The sequence below is a fragment of the Streptomyces sp. NPDC012935 genome, assembly GCF_042900345.1.
GTDB lineage: Bacteria > Actinomycetota > Actinomycetes > Streptomycetales > Streptomycetaceae > Streptomyces.
In genome coordinates, this window is record NZ_JBIBBC010000018.1 from 49,835 (window position 1) to 70,376 (window position 20,542).

Genomic DNA, 20,542 nt, shown 5'->3' on the forward strand with positions numbered 1-20,542 from the left:
TGCGCACCGGCACCACCGTGCGGGCGCGCAGGCGCCGACCCGAGGAAGGGAGGCGGGACGTCATGTGCGGTCTGACCGGCGAGGTCCGATTCGACGGCCGGCGAGCCGACCTGGCGGCCGTCGGCCGTATGAGCGACCGGCTCGCAGCCCGTGGGCCCGACGGGCAGGGCACCTGGACGCGCGGCCCGGTCGCGCTGGGACACCGGCGCCTGAAGATCATCGACCTCTCGGACCGCGGGGCCCAGCCGATGACCGACGCCCGTGGGGAGGTCACAGGCGTCTTCAACGGCTGCGTGTACAACCATCCGGAGCTGCGCGAGGAGTTGCGCGGCCTCGGGCACCGGTTCGAGTCGACGTCGGACACGGAGGTCGTGCTCAAGGCCTATCAGCAGTGGGGCACCGCCTGCGTCGAGCACTTCCTCGGCATGTTCGCCTTCGCGCTCGTCGAGCACCGCACCGGGCGAGTCGTCCTCGCCCGGGACCGGCTCGGAATCAAGCCCCTGTACCTGACCCGGACACCGGACCGGCTGCGGTTCGCCTCGACGCTGCCCGCCCTCCTCGCAGGCGGAGACGTGGACACCTCGCTCGATCCGGTCGCCGTCCACCAGTACCTGAGCTGGCACGCGACCGTCGCGGCGCCGCGCACCGTCCTCAACGGAGTGCACAAGCTCCCGCCCGCCACCGTGCGGGTCGTCGAGCCGGACGGCACCCATCAAGATCACTGCTACTGGCAGCCGTCGTACACGCGCCGGGCCGAGTACGCCGGCATGGGCGCGGACGAATGGCGTGACGCGGTGCTGGACGCGCTCCGCACGGCGGTGCGCCGCCGGATGGTGTCCGACGTGGAGGTCGGTGTCCTGCTCTCCGGCGGCCTCGACTCCAGCCTCATCGTGGCGTTGCTGGCCGACGAGGGCCGGCACGACCTGATGACGTTCAGCGTCGGGTTCGAGACGGAGGGCGGCGAGAAAGGCGACGAGTTTCACTACTCGGACCTGGTCGCCCGCGAGTTCGGCACCGACCACCGCCAGTTGATGGTTCCCTCCGACCGGGTGTCGATGGCCCTGGACGGGGCGGTCGCGGCGATGAGCGAGCCGATGATCAGCCACGACGTGGTCGCCTTCTACCTGCTGTCCGAGCAGGTGTCCAAGGAGGTCAAGGTCGTCCAGAGCGGCCAGGGAGCCGACGAGGTCTTCGCCGGCTACCACTGGTACCCGCGGCTGGCGGAGGTCGCCCGCGAGGACGAACCGGAGCGGTACGCCGCGACCTACTTCGATCGGCCCCATGCCGACCTCGCCAGGGTCCTGCGGCCGGACATGCTGCCGCGCGACGACGTATCGGGCAGTTTCGTCCGCAGTCACATGGCGGTCCCCGGGGCGGAGACCGCGCTCGACGCGGCCCTTCGGCTGGACACCCACGTCATGCTCGTCGACGACCCCGTCAAGCGGGTCGACAACATGACCATGGCCTGGGGCCTGGAGGCCCGGGTTCCGTTCCTCGACCACGAGCTGGTGGAGCTGGCGGCGGCCTGCCCGCCCGAGCTGAAGCTGGCCGACGGTGGCAAGGGCGTGCTGAAGGAGGCGGGCCGCAAGCTCTTGCCTCGCGAGGTGGTCGACAGGCCCAAGGGCTATTTCCCGGTGCCGGCGATCCGGCACATGGCGGGCCCCGTGCTGGAGCGCGTGCGTGAGGCGCTCCAGGCGCCGGAGGCGAAACGACGCGGCCTGTTCCAGGAGTCGTACGTGTCCGAGCTCCTCGCGGCGCCGGACGAGCACCGGACCAACCGGGGTGCGAACGCACTGTGGCAAATAGCTTTGCTGGAGATATGGCTGCAGACCCACGGAATCAAGTGACCGACGACGGGGGCGTGCGGGTGGCGCACGGCCAGGCGCCCGTGTTCGCGCGTCCCGGGCCGCTCGCCCCGGCCACCGCGCCGCCCCCGGACAGCCGGACGGGGGACATGCACGGTGCCGACCGCGTCGCTGCGCCGGCACCGGTTCCGTTGCCCGAGGCAGGCGGCCCCCGGGACGCCGTGACTCGGCTGCGCGCACACGGCTGCTGGTACCCGTCCGCCAACGCGGATGGCACCGAGGTGGCCTTCATCTGCGACCGGGGTGGCGTTCCCCAGCTGTGGGCCGGCTCCGTCGACACGGATGAGGTGCGGCTGCTGGACTCGTCACCGGATCCCGTGAAAGAGGTGTTGTGGTCGCCGAACGGACAGTGGATCGCATACACCACCGCGCCGGGCGGCGGAGAGCACACCCGGGTCCTGTGCGTACGGCCCGACGGCACCGGTCGGCGCCTCCTGGCAGGGGCCGACCCGGCCAGTTCCGCCTATCTGGGCTGCTGGGCGCACGACGGCTCGTCCGTCGCTGTCACGTTCGCGGCCCCGGCCGTCCCGCAGTACGGGATCGTCACGGCGAACGCCGTGGCAGCTGCGGACCTTGCCGACGGCCGCACCGCCGACTGGGCGGACCGGGACGGTCGCGCGACGCTCCTGGGCCCAGCCCCGTACGACGGGGCACCGGGGGAGGAGCCGAGCGGAACGCCGACCGACGTCCGGACGCCGGCGGCGCCGACGGTACGTCCCGACGCCGGTCTGTCCGTCTACCTGATCGATCCCGACGGTCTGGTTTCCCCCGCCCTGCTCACCACGGAGACCCACGCCGCCTCCCTGCGCGTGTGCGATCTCAGCCGCGACGGCAGCCTCGCGCTGCTGCGCCGCGGGCCGCGCGGTCGCAGGGAGGCGGTCGTCCGCCGCACCGCCGACTCGCAGAGCACTTTCACCATGCCGGTCGCCGACGGCGACCCGTGGATCGGCCGGTTCTCTCCGGACGGGCGGACACTGTGGCTGCGCAGCAACGCCGACCGCGAGCACGCGGCGCTCCTCGCGGTCGCTCTGGACGCCGACGGCGGCCCGCGCGGTGTATCCCTCGTGGCCGAACGCGACGGCGTCGACCTCGAACTCCTGGCGCTGGCGCACGACGGCCGCACGGCCGCCCTGGCGTGGAACGTCCAGGGCGCCAGCGAGCTGGAACTCGTCGAGACCCACCCGAGCCGGCAGCCCCCGGACGCCGCGGGTCCGGGACGGCCCGTTCCGCTGCCCCACGAGGTCGCCACACGCGTGACTGCCGCCGGCGCCGGGGCCCTGCTGCTCGCGCTGTCCGGGTCGCAACGCCGACCGGGCATCTGGTGGGCCCACGAGGGCGTGTCCATGCTGCGCACCGCGTGGTCCTCCCAGGACGAGGACGCCGTCCCGCCGGGCCGCCCACCGGTACGTCCCGTCCCCATGCGCCTCACGGCGAGGGACGGGCTGCCGCTGAGCGGTTGGTACTACAGGGCGCCGGGCCGTGCTCCGGACGAACCGGCCCCCTGCGTGATCCACCTGCACGGCGGTCCAGAAGAACAGGAACGGCCCGTGTTCAACCCGCTTTACCACGAGCTGATCGGGCGTGGCCTGGACATCTTCGCCCCCGACGTCCGAGGCTCCTTGGGGCACGGCCGATCGTTCGTCGACGCCGATCTGGGCGCAGGGCGTTTCGCGGCGTTCGACGATGTGGCCGACTGCGCGGGCCACGCGGTCATGGCGGGCCCCGCCGATCCGACGCGGCTGGCGGTCATGGGGCGCTCGTACGGCGGCTATCTGACGTTCGCCTCCGTCGTATGGCACCCGGACCTGTTCCGCACCGCGATCGCCGTCTGCGGCATGTCGGACTTCCTCACCTTCTTCGCCGGCACCGAGCCCTGGATCGCGGAATCGGCCGCTCACAAGTACGGCCACCCGGACCGCGACCGTGAGCTGCTGCGCACCCTGTCGCCGATGAGCCGCATCGACGCTCTGCGCGTCCCGCTGCTCGCCGTCCATGGCGAACACGACACCAATGTGCCGCCGGGGGAGTCCCAGCAGTTCGTCCGAGCCGCCCAGGAACGCGGCATCGAAGCCGAACTGCTGACTCTGCGCGACGAGGGTCACGACTTCCTGCGTGCGGACAACCGGCGACTGTTCCGCCGGGCCGCGGCGGACTGGCTGGAAGGCCACCTCCACCTGTGAACAGGCCTCATCCGGGCCCCAGCTCCACCGTGGTCGTGACCCGTGTGACGGCGGGCTTGGCCGGCACAGAACCGAACCCGAAGCGCACCGGCGGTTCGACAGGCGCCAGCCCACCGAGGTCATGGCCCTCAAAAACGGCCGACAGAGCGGAGACCGGCCGCAGATCCCGTGCGCCGTACCACTCCCGGCGGCCCGCACCGGCACTGCCCCGTGTCCGCACGCCGGGCAGAAGCACACCGGCAGGCAGGTCCGTCAGGGCACTCCATGCCGGACGGCGGGCGAGGAAACCGGGTACCGCGCACAACAAGAGCCCCAGCGCCCCTCGTTGACCGGTGGTGAAGCACAGGTCGAGAGGCCCCGCCGTCACGGTCCAGGTGCCGTCGGCCACGCGTACGCCGACCGGGGTGATGCGTACGGTGTCGAAGGCGTAGGTCCCGCTGATGAATGCGGCCGTCTCCGGCGTGGGGGCCAGCAGGAGCCTTTCTCCGTCGGCGCGCTCCACCATCACGTCGCCGAACCGTCCGAACGGTGACCGCTGCCAGTGGCCGAGCACGACACGCGTCCCCGAGGACGTGCCCAGACCGGCGATCCAGCCGTCGAAACGCAACCGCGGCCGCCCGGCTCCGCCCAGGATCCGGCTCATCCGCTGATCACCGGCGCCCGAACTCCGTACGCCACCACAGCAGGCGAGTCCCCCACGCAGCGTCACCGGAAACGGGCGGGACACACGGCCACGGGCGGCACTGCCGCCGCCCCCACCGGACCGTGTGCCGACGGCTGCGCATGGGCGTAGCGTCCTCGTATGGGCGAGCACGGGCACGTGCGGCGTCCGAATGGTGCGCCCCGAGGGGAGCAGTCGGGATGACCGGTACAGGTGATCCGGCCCCGGACGAGGGGGCACTGGATGCCGCGTTCGCGGAAACGGTGCGCCGAACCGGCGCGTCCATCGGCGCCCTCTACCTGCTCGCACCGGATCAGCGGCTGCTGTGTCTTGACGTGCTGTGCGGGGTCCCGGTCGAGTTCGCCGCACCATGGGCCCGGGTTCCGCTCGCCTCCCCGGCGCCAGTGGCCGACGCCGTCCGTGAGGACCGCCTGGTGTGGGTCGGCAGCCAGGACGAGATGGTCCGCTTCTACCCGCGCACCGCGGTGGTGCTTCCGTACCCGTTGGCGCTGGTCGCCGCACCGGTCACCGGCGTACGGCCACGTGGATCCCTACTGCTGATGTGGCCGGCCACGCGGCCGCCGTACATGACCCAGCGGGAGCGGGGCAACATCACGTCCAGTTGCCGACGGCTGGCCCGGCTGCTGGAGGAGGCCGCCGACAAGGCCGGTTCCCCCGCCCGCCGCGAACAGCCCCGCGTCGTCCCCGTCGCAACCGGGCGCCGATCCGCGAGCCCCGATCCGGCCGTGGCCGACTTCGTGGAGCGTCTGCCCGGCGGAAGCTGCGCCCTGGACCTGGAGGGGCGCTTCACCTATATCAGCTCCGGCGCCTGCGAACTGCTGGGCTGCGAGGCCGGCCGGCTGCTGGGCACACGGCCCTGGCAGTCCCTTCGCTGGCTCGACGACCCCAGCTACGAGGACGGCTACCGCGCCGCGCTGATCAGCCGCGAACCCGTTTCGTTCACCGCGTGCCGTCCGCCGGACCAGTGGCTGGACATTCACCTGTACCCCGACGCGAGCGGCATCAGCGTCCGCATCGTTCCCACCGGTGGGCCCGCGCCCCCCTCACCGGCGCCGCGCCGGTCGACGCGCACCGCCACGCCGGCCCGCGGCGGTCAGCTGTACCAACTCACGCACCTCGCTGCCGCGCTGACCGAAGTCGTCGGCGTTCAGGACGTCGTCGACTTGGTCGCGGACCAGATCATGCCCGCCTACGGTGCTCAGGGGCTGGTCATGTCCACGGCCGATGCCGGTCGGCTGCGGATCACCGGTCACCGCGGTTACGCCGCCGAGACCATCAGGCGGCTCGACGGCCTCCCCCTCGACACCTCCTTCACCCCGGCCGGCAAGGCCCTGAGCAGCGGCATCCCCGCCTTCTTCGCCAGCGTGGAGGAGATGCGGCGCGACTACCCCGAGGCACCGCTGATCAGCGGCAAGCAGGCCTGGGCGTTCCTGCCACTGATCGTCTCCGGCAGGCCCGTCGGCGTATGCATCCTGTCGTACGACAGCCCGCACGAGTTCCCCGCCGAGGAACGCGCCGTCATGACCTCCCTCGCCGGGCTCATCGCCCAGGCCTTCGACCGCGCCCGCCTGTACGACGTCAAACACGACCTCGCACACGGCCTTCAGCAGGCGCTGCTCCCACGCAGCCTGCCCGCCATCGCCGGCCTGCGCGTCGCCGCCCGCTACCTGCCCGCCACCCGCGGTATGGAGATCGGCGGTGACTTCTACGATCTGATCCGGCTCGGCGACACCGCGGCCGCCGCCGTCATCGGCGACGTCCAGGGCCACAACGTCGCAGCCGCGGCCCTGATGGGTCAGGTACGAACCGGCGTCCACGCCCACGCGACCCTCGGCACGCCTCCCGACCAGGTCCTCCACCGGATCAACCGGGTCCTCACCGACCTCGCCCCCGACCTGTTCACCAGCTGCCTCTACGCCCACCTCGACTTCGCCCGCGGACGGGTGACCCTCGCCAGTGCCGGTCACCCGCCACCCCTTCTGCGCCGCCCCGACGGTGACACGCGACCCGTCGCTGTTCCGCCCGGGCCTCTGCTCGGCATCGACCCCGACGCCACGTTCCCCACGACGGCGATCCCGCTCACGGCCGGCACGCTGCTCGCCTTCTACACCGACGGCCTGGTCGAAACGCCGGGCACCGACCTCGACGACTCCATCGCGCAGCTCGCACACCATCTCGCCGCCGCCGACGTCCGCGACCTGGACGGGCTCATCGACACGCTGCTGAGGAAGGCCGCCACCACCGAGCAGCGCACCGACGACATCGCACTGCTCGTCGTGCAGTACGAGAGGCGCCGCTGACAACCGAGGGTTGCAGCGCGGTGCGGAGCCCCAGTCCAGCCTCCTCAGGGGCGTTCGTCGGAGAGGCCAGGTTCGTGGTGGTGTGCGGTGGCCTCCGCGATCCGCTTGAGCCCCGATGCCGTGGCCGGGTCCCCGACCTTGGCGGGTTCATCGTGCACGGGGCTCGCCGTACGGTCGTGGTGGAAGTGGGAGGAAGCCAGCTTGTTGCCGGGACCATGGGGCTCCGGATCGGCGTCGGCGGCTTCCGTGGGGACAGGGCCGGACCCGGCCGCAGAGCGCTGTCCGCCGTTCTGCGCCGCACCGGCGTCGGCGTCCTGGGCCCTGCCGTCCTGGGCCGTCTCCTCCTGCCCACCCTGTCGCGGGCGCGGCTGGGTCAGCCAGGCGACAGCGGCGCCGGTGACGGCCAGCGGCCATTCCACCACCCCGGCCACGCCGAGCACTCCGGCTCCGGTGTAGACCGCGATCCGGCGGCCACGAGGAGACACCGCCCCGATCCGGTCCAGGGCACTGTCGGCAACCTTGCTCACCTGCTCAGCCCCGGGCAGGCGCCGCAGCCCGGAGCCGACGACGCGCAACGGAAAAGGAAGATCCGACGGACTCGTCCTGACCTGGCTCATCTCGAACTCCCTCCGCAGGTCTCCAAGGGTCTTCGCCCCGGGTTTCCACTCTCACACCGCCTACCCGGTGTTCAGGAGGTTTGTGCGAATGATGGCCTGACCAGGCACTCTCAGTGATCGCTCCGCTGCCTGAGACCGGTCCTGGCCGTATTGCGGATCCGCTTCGTACGGCCGCCCGCGGCGAGGATCTCCATGGCCTTGGTGCTCGACGCGGCGGCGGCCTTGAGCTGAAGCCAGTCGGAGGACGCGAGCAGGTCGCCCTGGTGCCACGGCTGCTCCAGGGCGATGGCGCGCAGGAGGGACCACTCCCGCAGGCGCCGGGTCAGGAAGGGCCGGCTGAGAACCACCAGCTGCATCGACTCCGCCCACGACGGATATGAAGGTTCGAGGCAGAGGTCCGCGGCACGGCGATCCAGGTGCCGTAGTACGGCGGACTGGGCCATCGACTGGTCCGCGTCGGTGAGAACGAGGCCGACCAGATCCACCTCATCCGCGTCGCGCACGCGCCGCAGCTCGTCCAAGTAGACCGCGAAGCGGAGGTGTTCGTCCGGTTCCTGCACGGCGTCGCTGACCCTCACCCGGCTCCTCCCGTCGCTCGACCCGAACGCCAGTCTCGCACCCCCGGCCGGTCAGCCCTTGGCGGCCTTGGCGCCGTCCTGCTCGTTGTCGGCACGAGCCGTCGACAGGGTGCCGCCGGCACTCTCGAGGTGCGCCCGGACGAACCACTGGAACTGCTCGAGATCCCGCAGCTGTTCGATGAGCAGGTCCTCCGTCGCCGGGTCGATCTCCCCGACGGCCTTGATCCCGGCGCGCACGTCCTCGATCACGCCCGTGTAGACCACGTCCAGAGCCCCGAGGTGAGCGATGGCGTCCTCGCGGCCGATCGAGTAGTCGTCCCAGGTCCGCTCCTTGACCAGAGAGCCCGGCGTGCCCTGTGCGACTCCGCCGAGTGCGGCGATGCGCTCGGCCACGTCGTCGGCCATGTCGCGCACCCGGTCGACCTGAGGGTCGACCATCTGGTGCACGGCGATGAAGTGCGGTCCCACCACGTTCCAGTGGACGTGCTTCAGCGTCAGGTGGAGGTCGTTGAGGGCGTGCAACCGCAGGCGGAGGACGTCGATGATCCGACCGGCCGCGGCGCGCTCGATGCCGGGCACCGTGTACTTGGGGGTCAGGTCATGTGCCATGTCTGCAACTCCTTCTCCGTAGCGTGAAGTCGGAGTTCAGGTGCCCTGCTTTCGCGATCACAGACCTGTGATGTCGCTTTCATTCACTGAACGGACCACTGCGTCGGGCCCGGTCGGGTGAGGTGGTCGGCGCGGCTCAGGCCACTCGGACGCCCACGATGCAGGTGTCGTCGTCCGTGTCGGACCTGCTGTAGGTGAGCAGACGGTCCAGCTGCTGTTCGAGCGTGGGCGGGACCGTGCGGGCCGCCGCCAGCAGCTGGGTCAGCGACTCCTGCACGGACCGGTCACGGCGTTCGATCAGACCGTCCGTGTACATCAGCAGTGTGTCGTCGACGGCGAGTTGGACCTCGTGTTCCTCGTACGTCGCCTCGGGCACGGCACCGAGCAGCATGCCCTTGACCAGGGGCAGCGCCGTCGCTTCGCTGTCGCGCACCAGGACCGGCGGCAGATGGCCGGCCCTGGCCCAGCGCAGGGTACGGCGGTCGGGGTCGTACAGGCCGCAGACCGCGGTGGCGGTGACGGCGCCCGTCAGATGGTGCGCCACCATGTTGAGCCAGGTCAGCAACTGGGCCGGTCCGGCGCCTGTCACGGCGAGTCCGCGCAGCGCGTTGCGCAGGACGACCATGCTGGTGGCCGCCTCGATCCCGTGCCCGGCGACATCTCCCACGCACAGCAGCACCAGCCGGGACGGCAGCACGACGGCGTCGTACCAGTCGCCGCCGACGAGCTGCTGGGTCTCCGCGGGCCGGTAGCGCACGGCCACGCGCAGGCCGGGGGCCTTCAGCGGCGCCTGCTCCGGCGGCATGATCGCATGCTGCAACTGCAGGGTGAGACGAGCACGCTCGATGGCCTGCTGCTCGGTGTGGGCGAGCTGATCACGCGTCGCGGCGAGCGCGACCTCCGTCCAATGGTGGGCGGAGATGTCCTGGTAGGCGCCCCGTACGACGAACAGCCGACCGTCGGAGTCGAGTTCCGGCTCGGCGACGACGCGGATGTGCCGAGTCACCCCGTCCGGCCGCTGGAGCCGGAACGCCGTGGACGCGGGACGGCGGTGATGCAGCAGCGTGCGCAGAAACCTGCCGATGGCGACCGCGTCGTCGGGGTGGGCATGGGCGGGCAGGTCCTCCAACGGGATCGGACCGCTCGCAGAGGGTTTGCCGTAGAGACTGTAGAGCTGGACGTTCCAGGTGATCTCGCCGGTGAGGAGGTTCTCCTCGAAGCCGCCGATGCGGCCGAGGCGCTGGGCGTGCTGCAGCAGGCTCGCCAGCCGCGCCGTTTCGTCCTCTATGCGCCACAGCAGCAGGACGCTGCCGCCATGCCGACTGATGTTGACGTCGGCGACCGCTGCCAGCGGGACCTCATCGACCAGTGCGGTGAGTCGCATGCGGTGGGCCCGGTACGGCTCGCCGGTGGCATAGACACGCTCGATCTGCTCGAACAGCTCGCTCTCCCCGGCGACCATCGGGTACGCCTCCAACAGCAGCGAGCCGTGGATGACACCCCGAGGCCGGCCGGTCGGGTCCAGGAATCGGCTGTTGACATGGTGGATGTGGAAGTCGACGAGTTCCCCATCGGCGTCCAGCCGCGGAACCAGCACCAGCGCGGGGTCATGCAGGCCGTCGGCCAGGTCCATCAACTCGGCGACGTCCGGCAGGACGGCGGGCCGCGCAGCGCTGTCGGGGTGGGGCGGGGCGGACGTCTCCAGGGTGTGCGCACACAGCTCGGCCAGGGCCTCGACCTGACGGACGATCTGCGGGGGCTGAGGGGCCAGCGGGGCGGGCCAGACGATCTCCAGCACGCCGTGGATCCGGCCGCCGGTGCCTGCAGGCACGGCGACCCGGCCACCGTCGGGGTGGTGGTGCTGGCCGATGGAGGGCAGCCCGGTCTCCGACAGACAACTGATCCACTGGCCCGTCCGCTCACCGAGCCCACGACGCGCCACGGTCGCCACACCGGGTGGCACGTATCGCCAGCGCCCCGCCTCCGCGAGCGAGAATCCGGCGCTGCCCGCCAACGTGAGCGACCCGTCGCCGCCGAGCGCCCAGATGGCCACCGCCTCCGCGCCGAGGGGCCTGAGCGCGTGCTCCATCAGGGAGTCGGCCACGGCTTGGGCGTCGCGCGCGGCCAGGGCACCGCTCTCGGCGGCTCGTAGCCGTACGGCGCAGGAGTCGCTCCTGGGCGGGGCGGTGGCTCCTGTGCCGCCCGCCGTGGTCGCGAGGAACGCGGTGGTCACTTCGGAAAGCCGGTCACGCGAGGCCTGGTTGATGACCTCGACGGCGAACTCGAGCGGTGTCACGCCTGCCTGCTCGGCCAGCTCGGCGAGCTGACGCGCAGCCTGCGCCGGCCCGCACCCGAGCCGCTCGACGAGGATGCCCTTGGCCAGCTCGATCAGGGCGCGCCCGTCCGCCTCCGCCTGAGCCGCCCGCACCTCCCGGCGCAACCGTTCCACGGTCGCCGCGAGCCTGCCGACGGGGGAGGGGTGGCTGCCTCCTGCCTCTCTTTCCACGTCGGACTCAGCATGTCGGTCGCCGCGTCCGGCGACGGGGACGGGCACGGGCCGGTCGGTGGCAAGCCGTTCGCTGTCCGTCGCCGGAACACCGGCGGTTTGCGGGTCGGGCGGCTGGTGGGGATGGGTCACGGTTGACCTGTTCCTCGGCTCGGACGTCCAGGGACGACGGGGGGTCGGCTGGTGCGGACGGCGGCGTGACGGCCCGTCACACGGACAGCCAGTGCTGGACGCGGCCGATGAGCTCGTTGGTGTCGACAGGCTTGGTGACGTAGTCGTTCGCCCCGGACGCGAGACTCTTCTCCTGGTCCCCCGGCATGGCCTTCGCGGTGACCGTGATGATGGGCAGGTTCGCGTACTGGGGCATCGAGCGGATCTCCGCGGTGGCGGCGTAACCGTCCATCTCCGGCATCATCACGTCCATCAGGACCAGCGAGACGTCCCTGTGGGCCAGGAGCGTCTCGATGCCTCTGCGGCCGTTGTCGGCGTGCAGGACGCGGAAGCCGTGGAGTTCCAGCGCCCCGCTGAGCGCGAAGAGGTTGCGCGCATCGTCGTCCACCACGAGCACGGTACGGCCGACGAAGGCCTTGTCGACCACCTGCGCGATCGGCCGCTGGGGTTCCTCGACGCGTACCAGCGACAGCACGTCTCCCGGCTCCTCGGCGGACAGGTGCAGGGTGATGCGCTCGCGCAGATCGTCCAGGCTGGAGAGGAAGTCCAGCGGGCGGCCGTCCGCGCGGGAGCGCAACATCTGCTCCTGCGCCAGGTCCACGTGATGACCGGTGTGCACGAGCACCGGCACGCTGGTCAGCGCCGAGTCGCCCTCCATGGCCTGCAGCAGACGCGCGCCCTCGTCGTCGGGCATGTCGAGCTCGAGCACGACGCAGTGGCAGGGCTCGGCGGCCAGGGTGCTCGCCGCTTCCTGCGCCCCGACCGCCGTGATCACGTCGATCGCCCCGAGCGGGTTGTGGGGGTCGGTGGCGATGTCCGCAACCGCGCGCTCGGCGACCAGGGTGAGCAGCCCGCGTGGGCGGCCCTCGACGACGAGCAGACGGCGCCTGCGCTGCTCGGGAGCCTTGAGGGCGGCGGCCTCCGACGGGGAGGCCGGCAACAGCTCGGCGGCGGTGGCATGCGGCTGGTCCGCCCCGAGGTTGCCACCGTCGAGCAGATCCTCGAAGTCGGCGCGTGTCACCGGGAGGTAGAGCGTGAAGGTGCTGCCCTGGCCGGGCGTGCTGTCGACCGTGACGGCGCCGCCGAGCAGATAGGCGATCTCCCGGGTGATCGACAGGCCGAGGCCGGTGCCGCCGTACTTGCGGCTGGTCGTGCCGTCCGCCTGCTGGAACGCCCCGAAGATCGTCTCCAGCTGCTGCTGGGGAATGCCGATGCCGGTGTCCTTCACCCGGAAGGCCACCACGGGGGCGCCGCGCAGGACGCCCACGGGCACCTCCTGGTCCGCGGGGGGTTCGATACGCAGCTCGACGCCGCCCTGTTCGGTGAACTTCACCGCGTTCGACAGCAGGTTGCGCAGGATCTGACGCAACCGGGAACCGTCGGTGAGCAGATCGGCCGGCGTGCCGGGCGCGGTGGCCACCGTGAAGGCCAGACTCTTCTGCGTCGTCATCGGCCGGAACGTCGCCTCGACGTACTCCAGGAGCTGGCGCAGCGGGATGCGCTCGGGGGCGACGTCCATCTTGCCGGCCTCGACCTTCGACAGGTCGAGGATGTCGTTGATCAGCTGCAACAGGTCCGAGCCCGCCGAGTGGATGATCCCCGCGTACTCGACCTGCTTCGGGGTGAGGTTGCGCGACGGATTCTGCGCGAGCAACTGAGCCAGGATCAGGAGGCTGTTGAGCGGCGTACGAAGCTCGTGGCTCATGTTCGCCAGGAACTCCGACTTGTACTTCGACGCCAGCGCCAGCTCCTGCGCGCGCGTCTCCAGCTCCTGCCGTGCCTGCTCGATCTGCAGGTTCTTCGCCTCGATGTCGCGGTTCTGCGAGGCCAGCAGTGAAGCCTTCTCCTCGAGTTCCTCGTTGGAGCGCTGGAGTTCGTCCTGCTGGACCTGCAACTCCTCGGAACGCGCCTGGAGTTCGGCCGTCAGGCGCTGGGACTCGTCCAGCAGCTCGTCCGTGCGGGCGTTGGCCACGATCGTGTTGAGGCTGACGCCGATGGTCGGCATCAGCTGGGCGAGGAAGTCCTGGTGGATCTGGGTGAAGCGAGCGATGGACGCCAGCTCGATGACGCCGAGGACCTGGTCCTCGACGACGATGGGCAGGACCACCAGGGCGCTGGGCACGGCCTGCCCGAGACTGGAGGAGATCGTCACATAGCCCGGCGGCAGTTCCTCCACGCTGATGGGGCGGTGGTTGCGTGCGGCCTGCCCGACCAGGGAGCGTCCGACGCGGATGCGCTCGGGCCGGCTGGTGTCGTCGGGATAGCCGTACGAGCCCACGAGCCGCAGGTCGGAGCCGCGCTCGGTGTCCTCGGCGAGGTAGAAGGCGCCGTACTGCGCCGAGACCAGGGGCGCGAGCTCGTCCATGACGAGTTCGGCGACGACGGGCAGGTCGCGGTGGCCCTGCATCAGCGCGGAGATCCGCGCGAGGTTGGTCTTCAGCCAGTCCTGCTCCTGGTTGGCCCGGGTGGTCTCACGCAGGGACCCCACCATGGAGTTGATGTTGTCCTTGAGCTCGGCGACCTCGCCCGACGCCTCCACGGTGATCGAGCGGGTCAGGTCGCCCTCGGCGACGGCGCTCGCGACCTCGGCGATCGCACGGACCTGGCGGGTGAGGTTCCCGGCCAGTTCGTTGACGTTCTCCGTCAGCCGCTTCCAGGTCCCCTCGACCCCCTCCACCTCGGCCTGTCCGCCGAGCCGTCCTTCGCTGCCGACCTCGCGGGCCACGCGGGTGACCTCGGCGGCGAACGACGACAGCTGGTCGACCATCGTGTTGATGGTGGTCTTGAGCTCCAGGATCTCGCCGCGGGCGTCCACGTCGATCTTCTTCGACAGGTCACCGTTGGCCACCGCGGTCGTGACCAGGGCGATGTTGCGGACCTGCCCGGTCAGGTTGTTGGCCATGGAGTTGACGTTGTCGGTGAGGTCCTTCCAGGTGCCCGCCACGTTCGGCACGTGCGCCTGTCCGCCGAGGCGTCCCTCGGTACCGACTTCGCGGGCGACGCGCGTGACTTCGTCGGCGAACGCGGACAGCGTGTCGACCATCGTGTTGATGACGTCCGCCAGGGCGGCGACCTCGCCCTTGGCCTCGACGGTGATCTTCTGCGAGAGGTCGCCCCGCGCGACGGTCGTGGCGACCTTGGCGATCGAGCGGACCTGGCCGGTCAGGTTGGACGCCATCACGTTGACGTTGTCGGTGAGGTCCTTCCACGTCCCCGACACGCCCCGGACGGTCGCCTGGCCGCCCAGATTGCCCTCGGTGCCGACTTCACGGGCGACGCGGGTGACTTCGTCGGCGAAGGCGGAGAGCTGGTCGACCATCGTGTTGATGGTGGTCTTGAGCTCCAGGATCTCCCCGCGGGCGTCCACGGTGATCTTCTGCGACAGGTCGCCCTGCGCGACGGCGGTGGCCACCTGGGCGACGTTACGCACCTGCGCGGTGAGGTTGCCCGCCATGAAGTTCACGGAGTCCGTGAGGTCGCGCCAGGTGCCCTTGACGCCCTTGACGTCCGCCTGTCCGCCGAGGCGTCCCTCGGTGCCGACCTCGCGGGCGACGCGGGTGACCTCGTCGGCGAAGGCGGAGAGCTGGTCGACCATCGTGTTGATGGTGTTCTTCAGCTGGAGGATCTCGCCGCGGGCGTCCACGGTGATCTTCTGGGAGAGGTCGCCCTGCGCGACGGCGGTCGTCACCTGGGCGATGTTGCGGACCTGGGAGGTCAGGTTTCCCGCCATGAAGTTGACCGAATCGGTCAGGTCGCGCCACACACCACCGACACCGGGCACCCGGGCCTGTCCGCCGAGGCGTCCCTCGCTGCCGACCTCCCGGGCGACGCGGGTGACCTCGTCGGCGAAGGCGGAGAGCTGGTCGACCATCGTGTTGACGGTCTCCTTCAGCTCCAGAATCTCGCCGCGTGCGGGCACGTCGACCTTCTGCGACAGGTCGCCCTTGGCCACCGCCGTCGCCACCTGCGCGATGTCACGCACCTGCGTGGTCAGATTGCCCGCCATGGCGTTGACCGAGTCGGTCAGATCGGCCCAGGTCCCCGAGACGCCAGGAACCTCGGCCTGGCCGCCCAGCGTGCCTTCGGTACCCACCTCCCGCGCCACTCGCGTCACTTCCGACGTGAACACGGACAGCTGGTCCACCATGCCGTTGAAGACGGTGGCGATGTCGCCCAGAAGACCCTCGCCATCAGCCGGCAGCCGGGTGCCGAAGTCGCCGTCCCGCACGGCGGTCAGTCCGGCCAGCAGTCGCCGTAGCTCCTGCTCGCCCGGGGGTCCGTCGACGGCCTCGATCGTCTTGCTGGTCATGCGCACCCTCGTTCCGCTCCCCAAGAGCCCTCACCCCGAGGACTCGGAACCGCGCGGGGCCTGTGAAGGCCCCTTCACCGTCCGGGTTTCCGCTGCTCACACAGCTCGACCGGATGAGAAAATCCCGTGAAGATTAACTCAGTTGCCAGGCGACAACAAAAGCCTGACGCGGAGGTCCCGGCTGAACGGAATCCTGCCCTTCCGGGAGGCATGTTCGGTGGGCTACGAGGTACTTGGAGGGGTTCGCGCGGACCTCGGGAGCGGCGAAACGGACTCCGTGTCGCGTCGTACGCACCGGCATCAGGGGTACCCGGGCCGCATGCCGAAGAGGGTGAAGTATGCGGGTCTGGTCCTGGCGTTCTTTGCGCTGCTGGCCGTGGTGATCAGGTTCGGGGGCGGGGGAGTCGGCTGGGGCCATGCCTTACTGGGTGCGCTTGTGGCGACGCCGCTCGGCCTGTGGATGATCTGGTTGCGTCGGCGCATGACGGAGCAGGCCCAGGAGTGGGGACGACGGAGGTTCCGACCGTGGCCTGAGGAGCGGCACCGCTGAGTCCTGGGACCGCCGGGGCGTGCGTGGACTCCCGCGCGGTCTGCTCAGCCCTCCACGCCGGTGGCGCCGTGGGCCGCTCCCACCGGCTTCGACTCGGGGGAGCCGCGCTGCCGCAGGTAGACCGACAGGACGGCCATCGACGCGACGGCGAGCAGTTCGGACTGCCAGTTCTGCAGGGTCCGGTTCCAGAAATCCGCCGCGCCGAGGTAGTCGGCCCAGCTCAGCGGCGCCTGCAACTCCCGTAGCCGCTGTTCGTTGTAGGCGGCGACGCCGGTGATCGACTGGACCAGCCAGGACAGCAGGAAGATCGACCCCATGACCAGCAGCAGCGAGTGCGAGTACACCGCTTGTCGCCATCCGCCGACCCGGGCCCACTTGGGCGAGCTCTCCTTGGCGTACGCGCCGACCATTTGCGCCTCGTCGGACTCGATGCCGCCCTTGTGCAGTTCCTTGGACTCCGGGGAGCCGCGTTGCAGCAGCCAGACGGTGACGCCGATGTAGAGGAAGAACTGCAGGTACTCCGACTGCCAGTTCTCGGACACATCGACGGCGAAGTCGGACGTGGTGACGTATTCGCCGAACGACACCTGCTGGAGCTGGGCTGTGGCCATCTGGTTGTTGAAGTCGGCGTGGCCGGCGATCGCCTGCCCGACCAGCGCCAGCACGAATGTGACGATGAAGAACAGCCCGAGCCCGTTGTCCCTCACGAAGCCGCGCAGGCCCCGGCGCCTGGGCCGGCTGGTCCGGGACGAGCGCTCGGTCATCGGTGCATCAGCCCCAGGGCCGCCAGATAGACAAGACCGACCGCGATGATCCCGATGACGACGGCGAACATGCCCCTCACACCTCACCCGCCCTTGATCCGGCACTGGTACGGCTCCTGCGGCCGCTGCTCGCAGCCGGCGGCCACGACCCTCCAACCGGCGGCGAAGTGGGAGAGGAACAGGGTGTCGGCGGCGAGCACCGCCCGCGCCTGATTGCCGTACACATCCGTCCGCCGCACGGCACTACCGGGCGTCGGTCGCTTCGCACGCAGCGCCTGAGCACACGGGCTCCCGGCCGACTGCTCCAACTCTTCGAGCGTGCCCGGCGCGAGAAGGGCGCACGCACGGTCGTACGCCTGTGCACCCAGCGCTGCCTGAAACGCGGCCGTGGCGTTTCGCACGTCGTCCCGCCGCTCGGCCACCGTGCCACATCCGCCGACGCCACCGACGGTCAGCAGAACGCACACGGCGACACAGCACGCTCGCCCGACCATCGGTCCACCTCCCACCGCAGTACACCGCAAGAAACCCCGAACCATCCGCTACCGCGCAACGGGTGTCCCTCACCCGGCCGATCGACCGGGGCATATGACGTATGAGGGAGGCGGAACGCCCGGTTGGGGGCAGGCAGATGGGGCCATGTCTGCTGGAGGAGTGTCCGGTGTTTGCCCGGTCACGGGCTGACTTCTTTGTGTCATCGGTCTGTACGGCGGCCGAGCAGGTGCGCAGGAGACTGTCTGTCACGACCGCGCCCCGGCAAGCCTGCGGATCGGGCGGGCCGGCGTGGCCTGTACAGGACGACGAACAGGGGAGCGCAGCAGTGAGTGTGCAGCAGTACGACGAGATCGGCGAGGCATTCGAAGGGTTCAAGTCCCTGCCGCTGACGCGCTATGGGGAGGTGCCGAGCTTCCTGGGCTTGGTCGGGGACGTGAGCGGCAGGTCGGTTCTTGACCTGGCGTGCGGCACCGGTTTCTACAGCAGGGAGTTCAAGCGGCGCGGTGCCGCGGATGTGTTCGGTGTCGACATCTCCGTCGAGATGATCGCCGCCGCGCGGGAGTTCGAGCAGCGTGACCCTCTGGGCGTGCGCTACGAAGTCGGTGACGTGGCCGAGTTGCGGCCCTTCGACCGGCCGTTCGACATCGCGGTGGGAGTGCAGTGTCTCAACTACGCCGAGGACATCGCGGCGATGGAGCGGATGTGCCGCAACATCCACCGGAGTCTGGTGCCGGGTGGCGAGTTCTTCGTACTCGGGCAGAAGCCCGACTACCGGTTCGACTGTCCGTCCCTGGACAAGTACGGGTTCCGCTGCGAGCCGACCGGCGAGGAGATGGAGGCGGGTCCGCGGGTGCGGGTCACGGCTCTCCTCGACCCGCGGCCCGTCAGTATCGTCGCCACTGCACCGCGCCGTGAGGTCTACGAGCAGTGTCTGCAGGCGGCCGGATTCAGTGAGGTCGAGTGGGTTCCATTGCAGGTGGCCGAAGCCGGCATCCGTGAGTTCGGCGAGGACTTCTGGGCAGACTTTTTCGCCTACCCGCCGCTGGAGATGTTGCGCTGCTCTGCCTGACCGGCTGACCGGCTGACCGGCGGGATCTCGACTACGGTTTCGCCGTGCGCATGGCCCTGGGGGAGTGCGCAGGCTCGCTCGTAGACGTCGGTGAGGAAGCTCGCGTCGCCGCAGGCGGGCGGCGATGCCCCCGGGGGTGCCACCGCATCGGTGCACCGGAGGCGTTCGAGGCGCCTCGGAAGGTGTGGCGTCGTCCCCCCGCCGCCAGGCATGTGACCTGGCTCAGTGCCGGCCGCACCCACGGAGCACGCTTCCTCACCGACCGACCGACCGACCGACCGCCCGGCCCCGGCCCGCACCGAGCATGGGTACCTGCCCGTGCCGGTGCAACTGCCCAGTCGCTCCCGAGCTCCGCTCGCGCGAGTACCTGATCCGTCGGACAATGCCGAGCCGCCTCCGAGTCGCCTTCCACGGTGCCGCTCTCGGAACCCGGCGCTGGTACGGCTCGACGACCGGCCTGATCAGCGTCGCAGAATGCCGCGCCAAGAGCCCAGGGCGGTGGCCCCGGGCCCCCGGCGGCCGATCAGGCCCTCGGCGATGAGGGAGATGCCGATGCCCAGCAACCAGGCGTCCTTGGCCAGCACGGTTCCCGGCTCAGTGGGGCTCAGACTGCCTTCCCGGCGCATGCCTGGGGTACGCAGGTACAGCCCGAGAGTGCCGCAAGAGAACGCGGTGAGCGCGGCCCCCGCGACAGCGGCAGGGATGACCGGCAGGAGCAGCGCGGCGCCAATGGCGATCTCCTCGGCGGAGAGCTGCCGGGTGAACTTCTGGGCGTCGAGCTTGCCCAAGAAGGGGTAGGTGCCGGTGGCGAACTGGTGGAGTCGCTCAGCGGTGGCGTCGTCCGCGTTGCGTTTCGACAGTCCGGAGTTCAGGAAGAACGCACCGACGGTGAGCCTGAGCGGCAGTTGCCGCGCAGCGGAACGCCAAGCCGAACCGGATGCCATGCCGAACCTCCTGACCCTCACCCCCGCCTACCACCATGCCACCGGCCCGAACCGTGTCAAACGGAGACGGGAGAGCACCCGTGGTTCAAGCTGCCGCTTTCGCCACGGCACGTCGTCGCTCCCTGTGTCGTGCCGTGTGACGTCCGAAGGGACGGCCCGCGATTGACCTGATGTCAATCCGATGCGAACCATTGGATGCCGGCGTGAGAGCACGGACCCGTCGTCTGCGAGTCAGCGCCGGATGCGCGGCCTTGACGGCGAAGGCGCTCCAGCGGCCGTGACGTCGGGGAATCGGCACGGGAACAGCCTTGAGGGCGAGGGGCCCACCAAGGTTGAGTACGTCAAGAGCGCACGGGGCGACTGACGGGTCGGGCACGCCGGATCAGCCGATGTCTGCCCTGTTGGCGGGCTGGAATCCCTCGGCGCTGACGTTGGGCATCACCGTGCTCGTCACGCGGTAACGTCCGTTCGGGACGTCGCAGGACCTGGTCACGTGCACGGCCAATGGTCCGGCCCATTCGTACCCCTGGTGCTCGCCGTACTGTGCCAGCCGGTCGGTGAGGACCTGCCCCACCTGGCCAGTGTTGCGGGCGAGTTCGTCGTGGACGTGTTCGGCCAGTTCCACGTCGTACGCGTTCGGGACCACGACCCGGCTGTGACTGCACACGACGGCATTGCTGTCACACTCACGCCGCAACGCATCCACCAACTCGACCGGGTCCTTGCGGAAGAACTGTGCCCAAAGCGCCTCTCCGGCGCGCTCGAGAGCCCGTTCCCATCCGGTCAGCGTGCTCATCTGGCTCGTCACTCCTTCTTCGTCGTAATCGCTCGTAATCACTCGTCTTTACTCGTCATCAGGGCGGCACGTGGCCGCGGCTCAGCCCGGTGCGTTCGACTGACGCC

The 20,542-nt window shown here is 70.3% G+C and carries 14 protein-coding genes; 4 read left to right on the top strand and 10 right to left on the bottom strand.

Annotation, left to right across the window (positions count from 1 at the left end):
- Positions 1–62: 62 nt before the first annotated feature.
- Positions 63–1,847, top strand: coding sequence for an N-acetylglutaminylglutamine amidotransferase (locus ACFY5C_RS33065; RefSeq protein WP_389451337.1), 1,785 nt, complete (start codon positions 63–65; stop codon positions 1,845–1,847).
- Positions 1,844–4,045 carry a S9 family peptidase gene (locus ACFY5C_RS33070; protein ID WP_389451339.1) on the top strand — a complete coding sequence of 734 codons (2,202 nt, stop codon included), beginning with the start codon at positions 1,844–1,846 and terminating at the stop codon, positions 4,043–4,045. Before ACFY5C_RS33065 ends, ACFY5C_RS33070 begins: the two co-directional genes overlap by 4 nt.
- A 7-nt stretch (positions 4,046–4,052) precedes the next feature.
- Here ACFY5C_RS33070 and ACFY5C_RS33075 read toward each other — a convergent pair whose 3' ends face one another.
- Entirely contained in the window at positions 4,053–4,688 is a 636-nt protein-coding gene (locus ACFY5C_RS33075; protein WP_389451342.1) for a hypothetical protein, read from the bottom strand.
- A 218-nt stretch (positions 4,689–4,906) separates the two neighbouring features.
- Here ACFY5C_RS33075 and ACFY5C_RS33080 point away from each other — a divergent pair, with 218 nt between their 5' ends.
- Positions 4,907–7,027, top strand: coding sequence for a SpoIIE family protein phosphatase (locus tag ACFY5C_RS33080; RefSeq protein WP_389451345.1), 2,121 nt, complete (start codon positions 4,907–4,909; stop codon positions 7,025–7,027).
- 44 nt (positions 7,028–7,071) lie between these two features.
- Here ACFY5C_RS33080 and ACFY5C_RS33085 read toward each other — a convergent pair whose 3' ends face one another.
- The 7 genes from ACFY5C_RS33085 to ACFY5C_RS33115 form a co-directional block, all read right to left on the bottom strand.
- Positions 7,072–7,644 carry a hypothetical protein gene (locus ACFY5C_RS33085; RefSeq protein ID WP_389451348.1) on the bottom strand — a complete coding sequence of 191 codons (573 nt, stop codon included), beginning with the start codon at positions 7,642–7,644 and terminating at the stop codon, positions 7,072–7,074.
- 110 nt (positions 7,645–7,754) lie between these two features.
- Complete coding sequence (locus ACFY5C_RS33090; protein ID WP_389451350.1) at positions 7,755–8,222, bottom strand: hypothetical protein; 468 nt, start codon at positions 8,220–8,222, stop codon at positions 7,755–7,757.
- Positions 8,223–8,273: 51 nt separating this feature from the next.
- Entirely contained in the window at positions 8,274–8,831 is a 558-nt protein-coding gene (locus ACFY5C_RS33095; RefSeq protein ID WP_389451353.1) for a Dps family protein, read from the bottom strand.
- 136 nt (positions 8,832–8,967) lie between these two features.
- Positions 8,968–11,469 (bottom strand): SpoIIE family protein phosphatase, encoded by a 2,502-nt coding sequence (locus ACFY5C_RS33100; protein ID WP_389451356.1) that lies wholly within the window; start codon positions 11,467–11,469, stop codon positions 8,968–8,970.
- A 76-nt stretch (positions 11,470–11,545) separates the two neighbouring features.
- Entirely contained in the window at positions 11,546–15,817 is a 4,272-nt protein-coding gene (locus ACFY5C_RS33105; protein ID WP_389451358.1) for a HAMP domain-containing protein, read from the bottom strand.
- Between the two features lie 594 nt (positions 15,818–16,411).
- Positions 16,412–17,131 (bottom strand): DUF6766 family protein, encoded by a 720-nt coding sequence (locus ACFY5C_RS33110; RefSeq protein WP_389451360.1) that lies wholly within the window; start codon positions 17,129–17,131, stop codon positions 16,412–16,414.
- Between the two features lie 83 nt (positions 17,132–17,214).
- On the bottom strand, positions 17,215–17,625 hold the full coding sequence (locus tag ACFY5C_RS33115) for a hypothetical protein (protein WP_389451363.1): 411 nt from the start codon (positions 17,623–17,625) through the stop codon (positions 17,215–17,217).
- A 326-nt stretch (positions 17,626–17,951) separates the two neighbouring features.
- Here ACFY5C_RS33115 and ACFY5C_RS33120 point away from each other — a divergent pair, with 326 nt between their 5' ends.
- Positions 17,952–18,695, top strand: a complete 744-nt coding sequence (locus ACFY5C_RS33120; protein WP_389451366.1) for a class I SAM-dependent methyltransferase — start codon at positions 17,952–17,954, stop codon at positions 18,693–18,695.
- Between the two features lie 461 nt (positions 18,696–19,156).
- Here ACFY5C_RS33120 and ACFY5C_RS33125 read toward each other — a convergent pair whose 3' ends face one another.
- Both ACFY5C_RS33125 and ACFY5C_RS33130 read right to left on the bottom strand, forming a co-directional pair.
- Entirely contained in the window at positions 19,157–19,639 is a 483-nt protein-coding gene (locus tag ACFY5C_RS33125; RefSeq protein ID WP_389451369.1) for a hypothetical protein, read from the bottom strand.
- A 382-nt stretch (positions 19,640–20,021) separates the two neighbouring features.
- Positions 20,022–20,435: a DUF3662 domain-containing protein gene (locus ACFY5C_RS33130; protein WP_389451372.1), complete on the bottom strand. Its 414-nt coding sequence runs from the start codon at positions 20,433–20,435 to the stop codon at positions 20,022–20,024.
- Between the last annotated feature and the right edge of the window lie 107 nt (positions 20,436–20,542).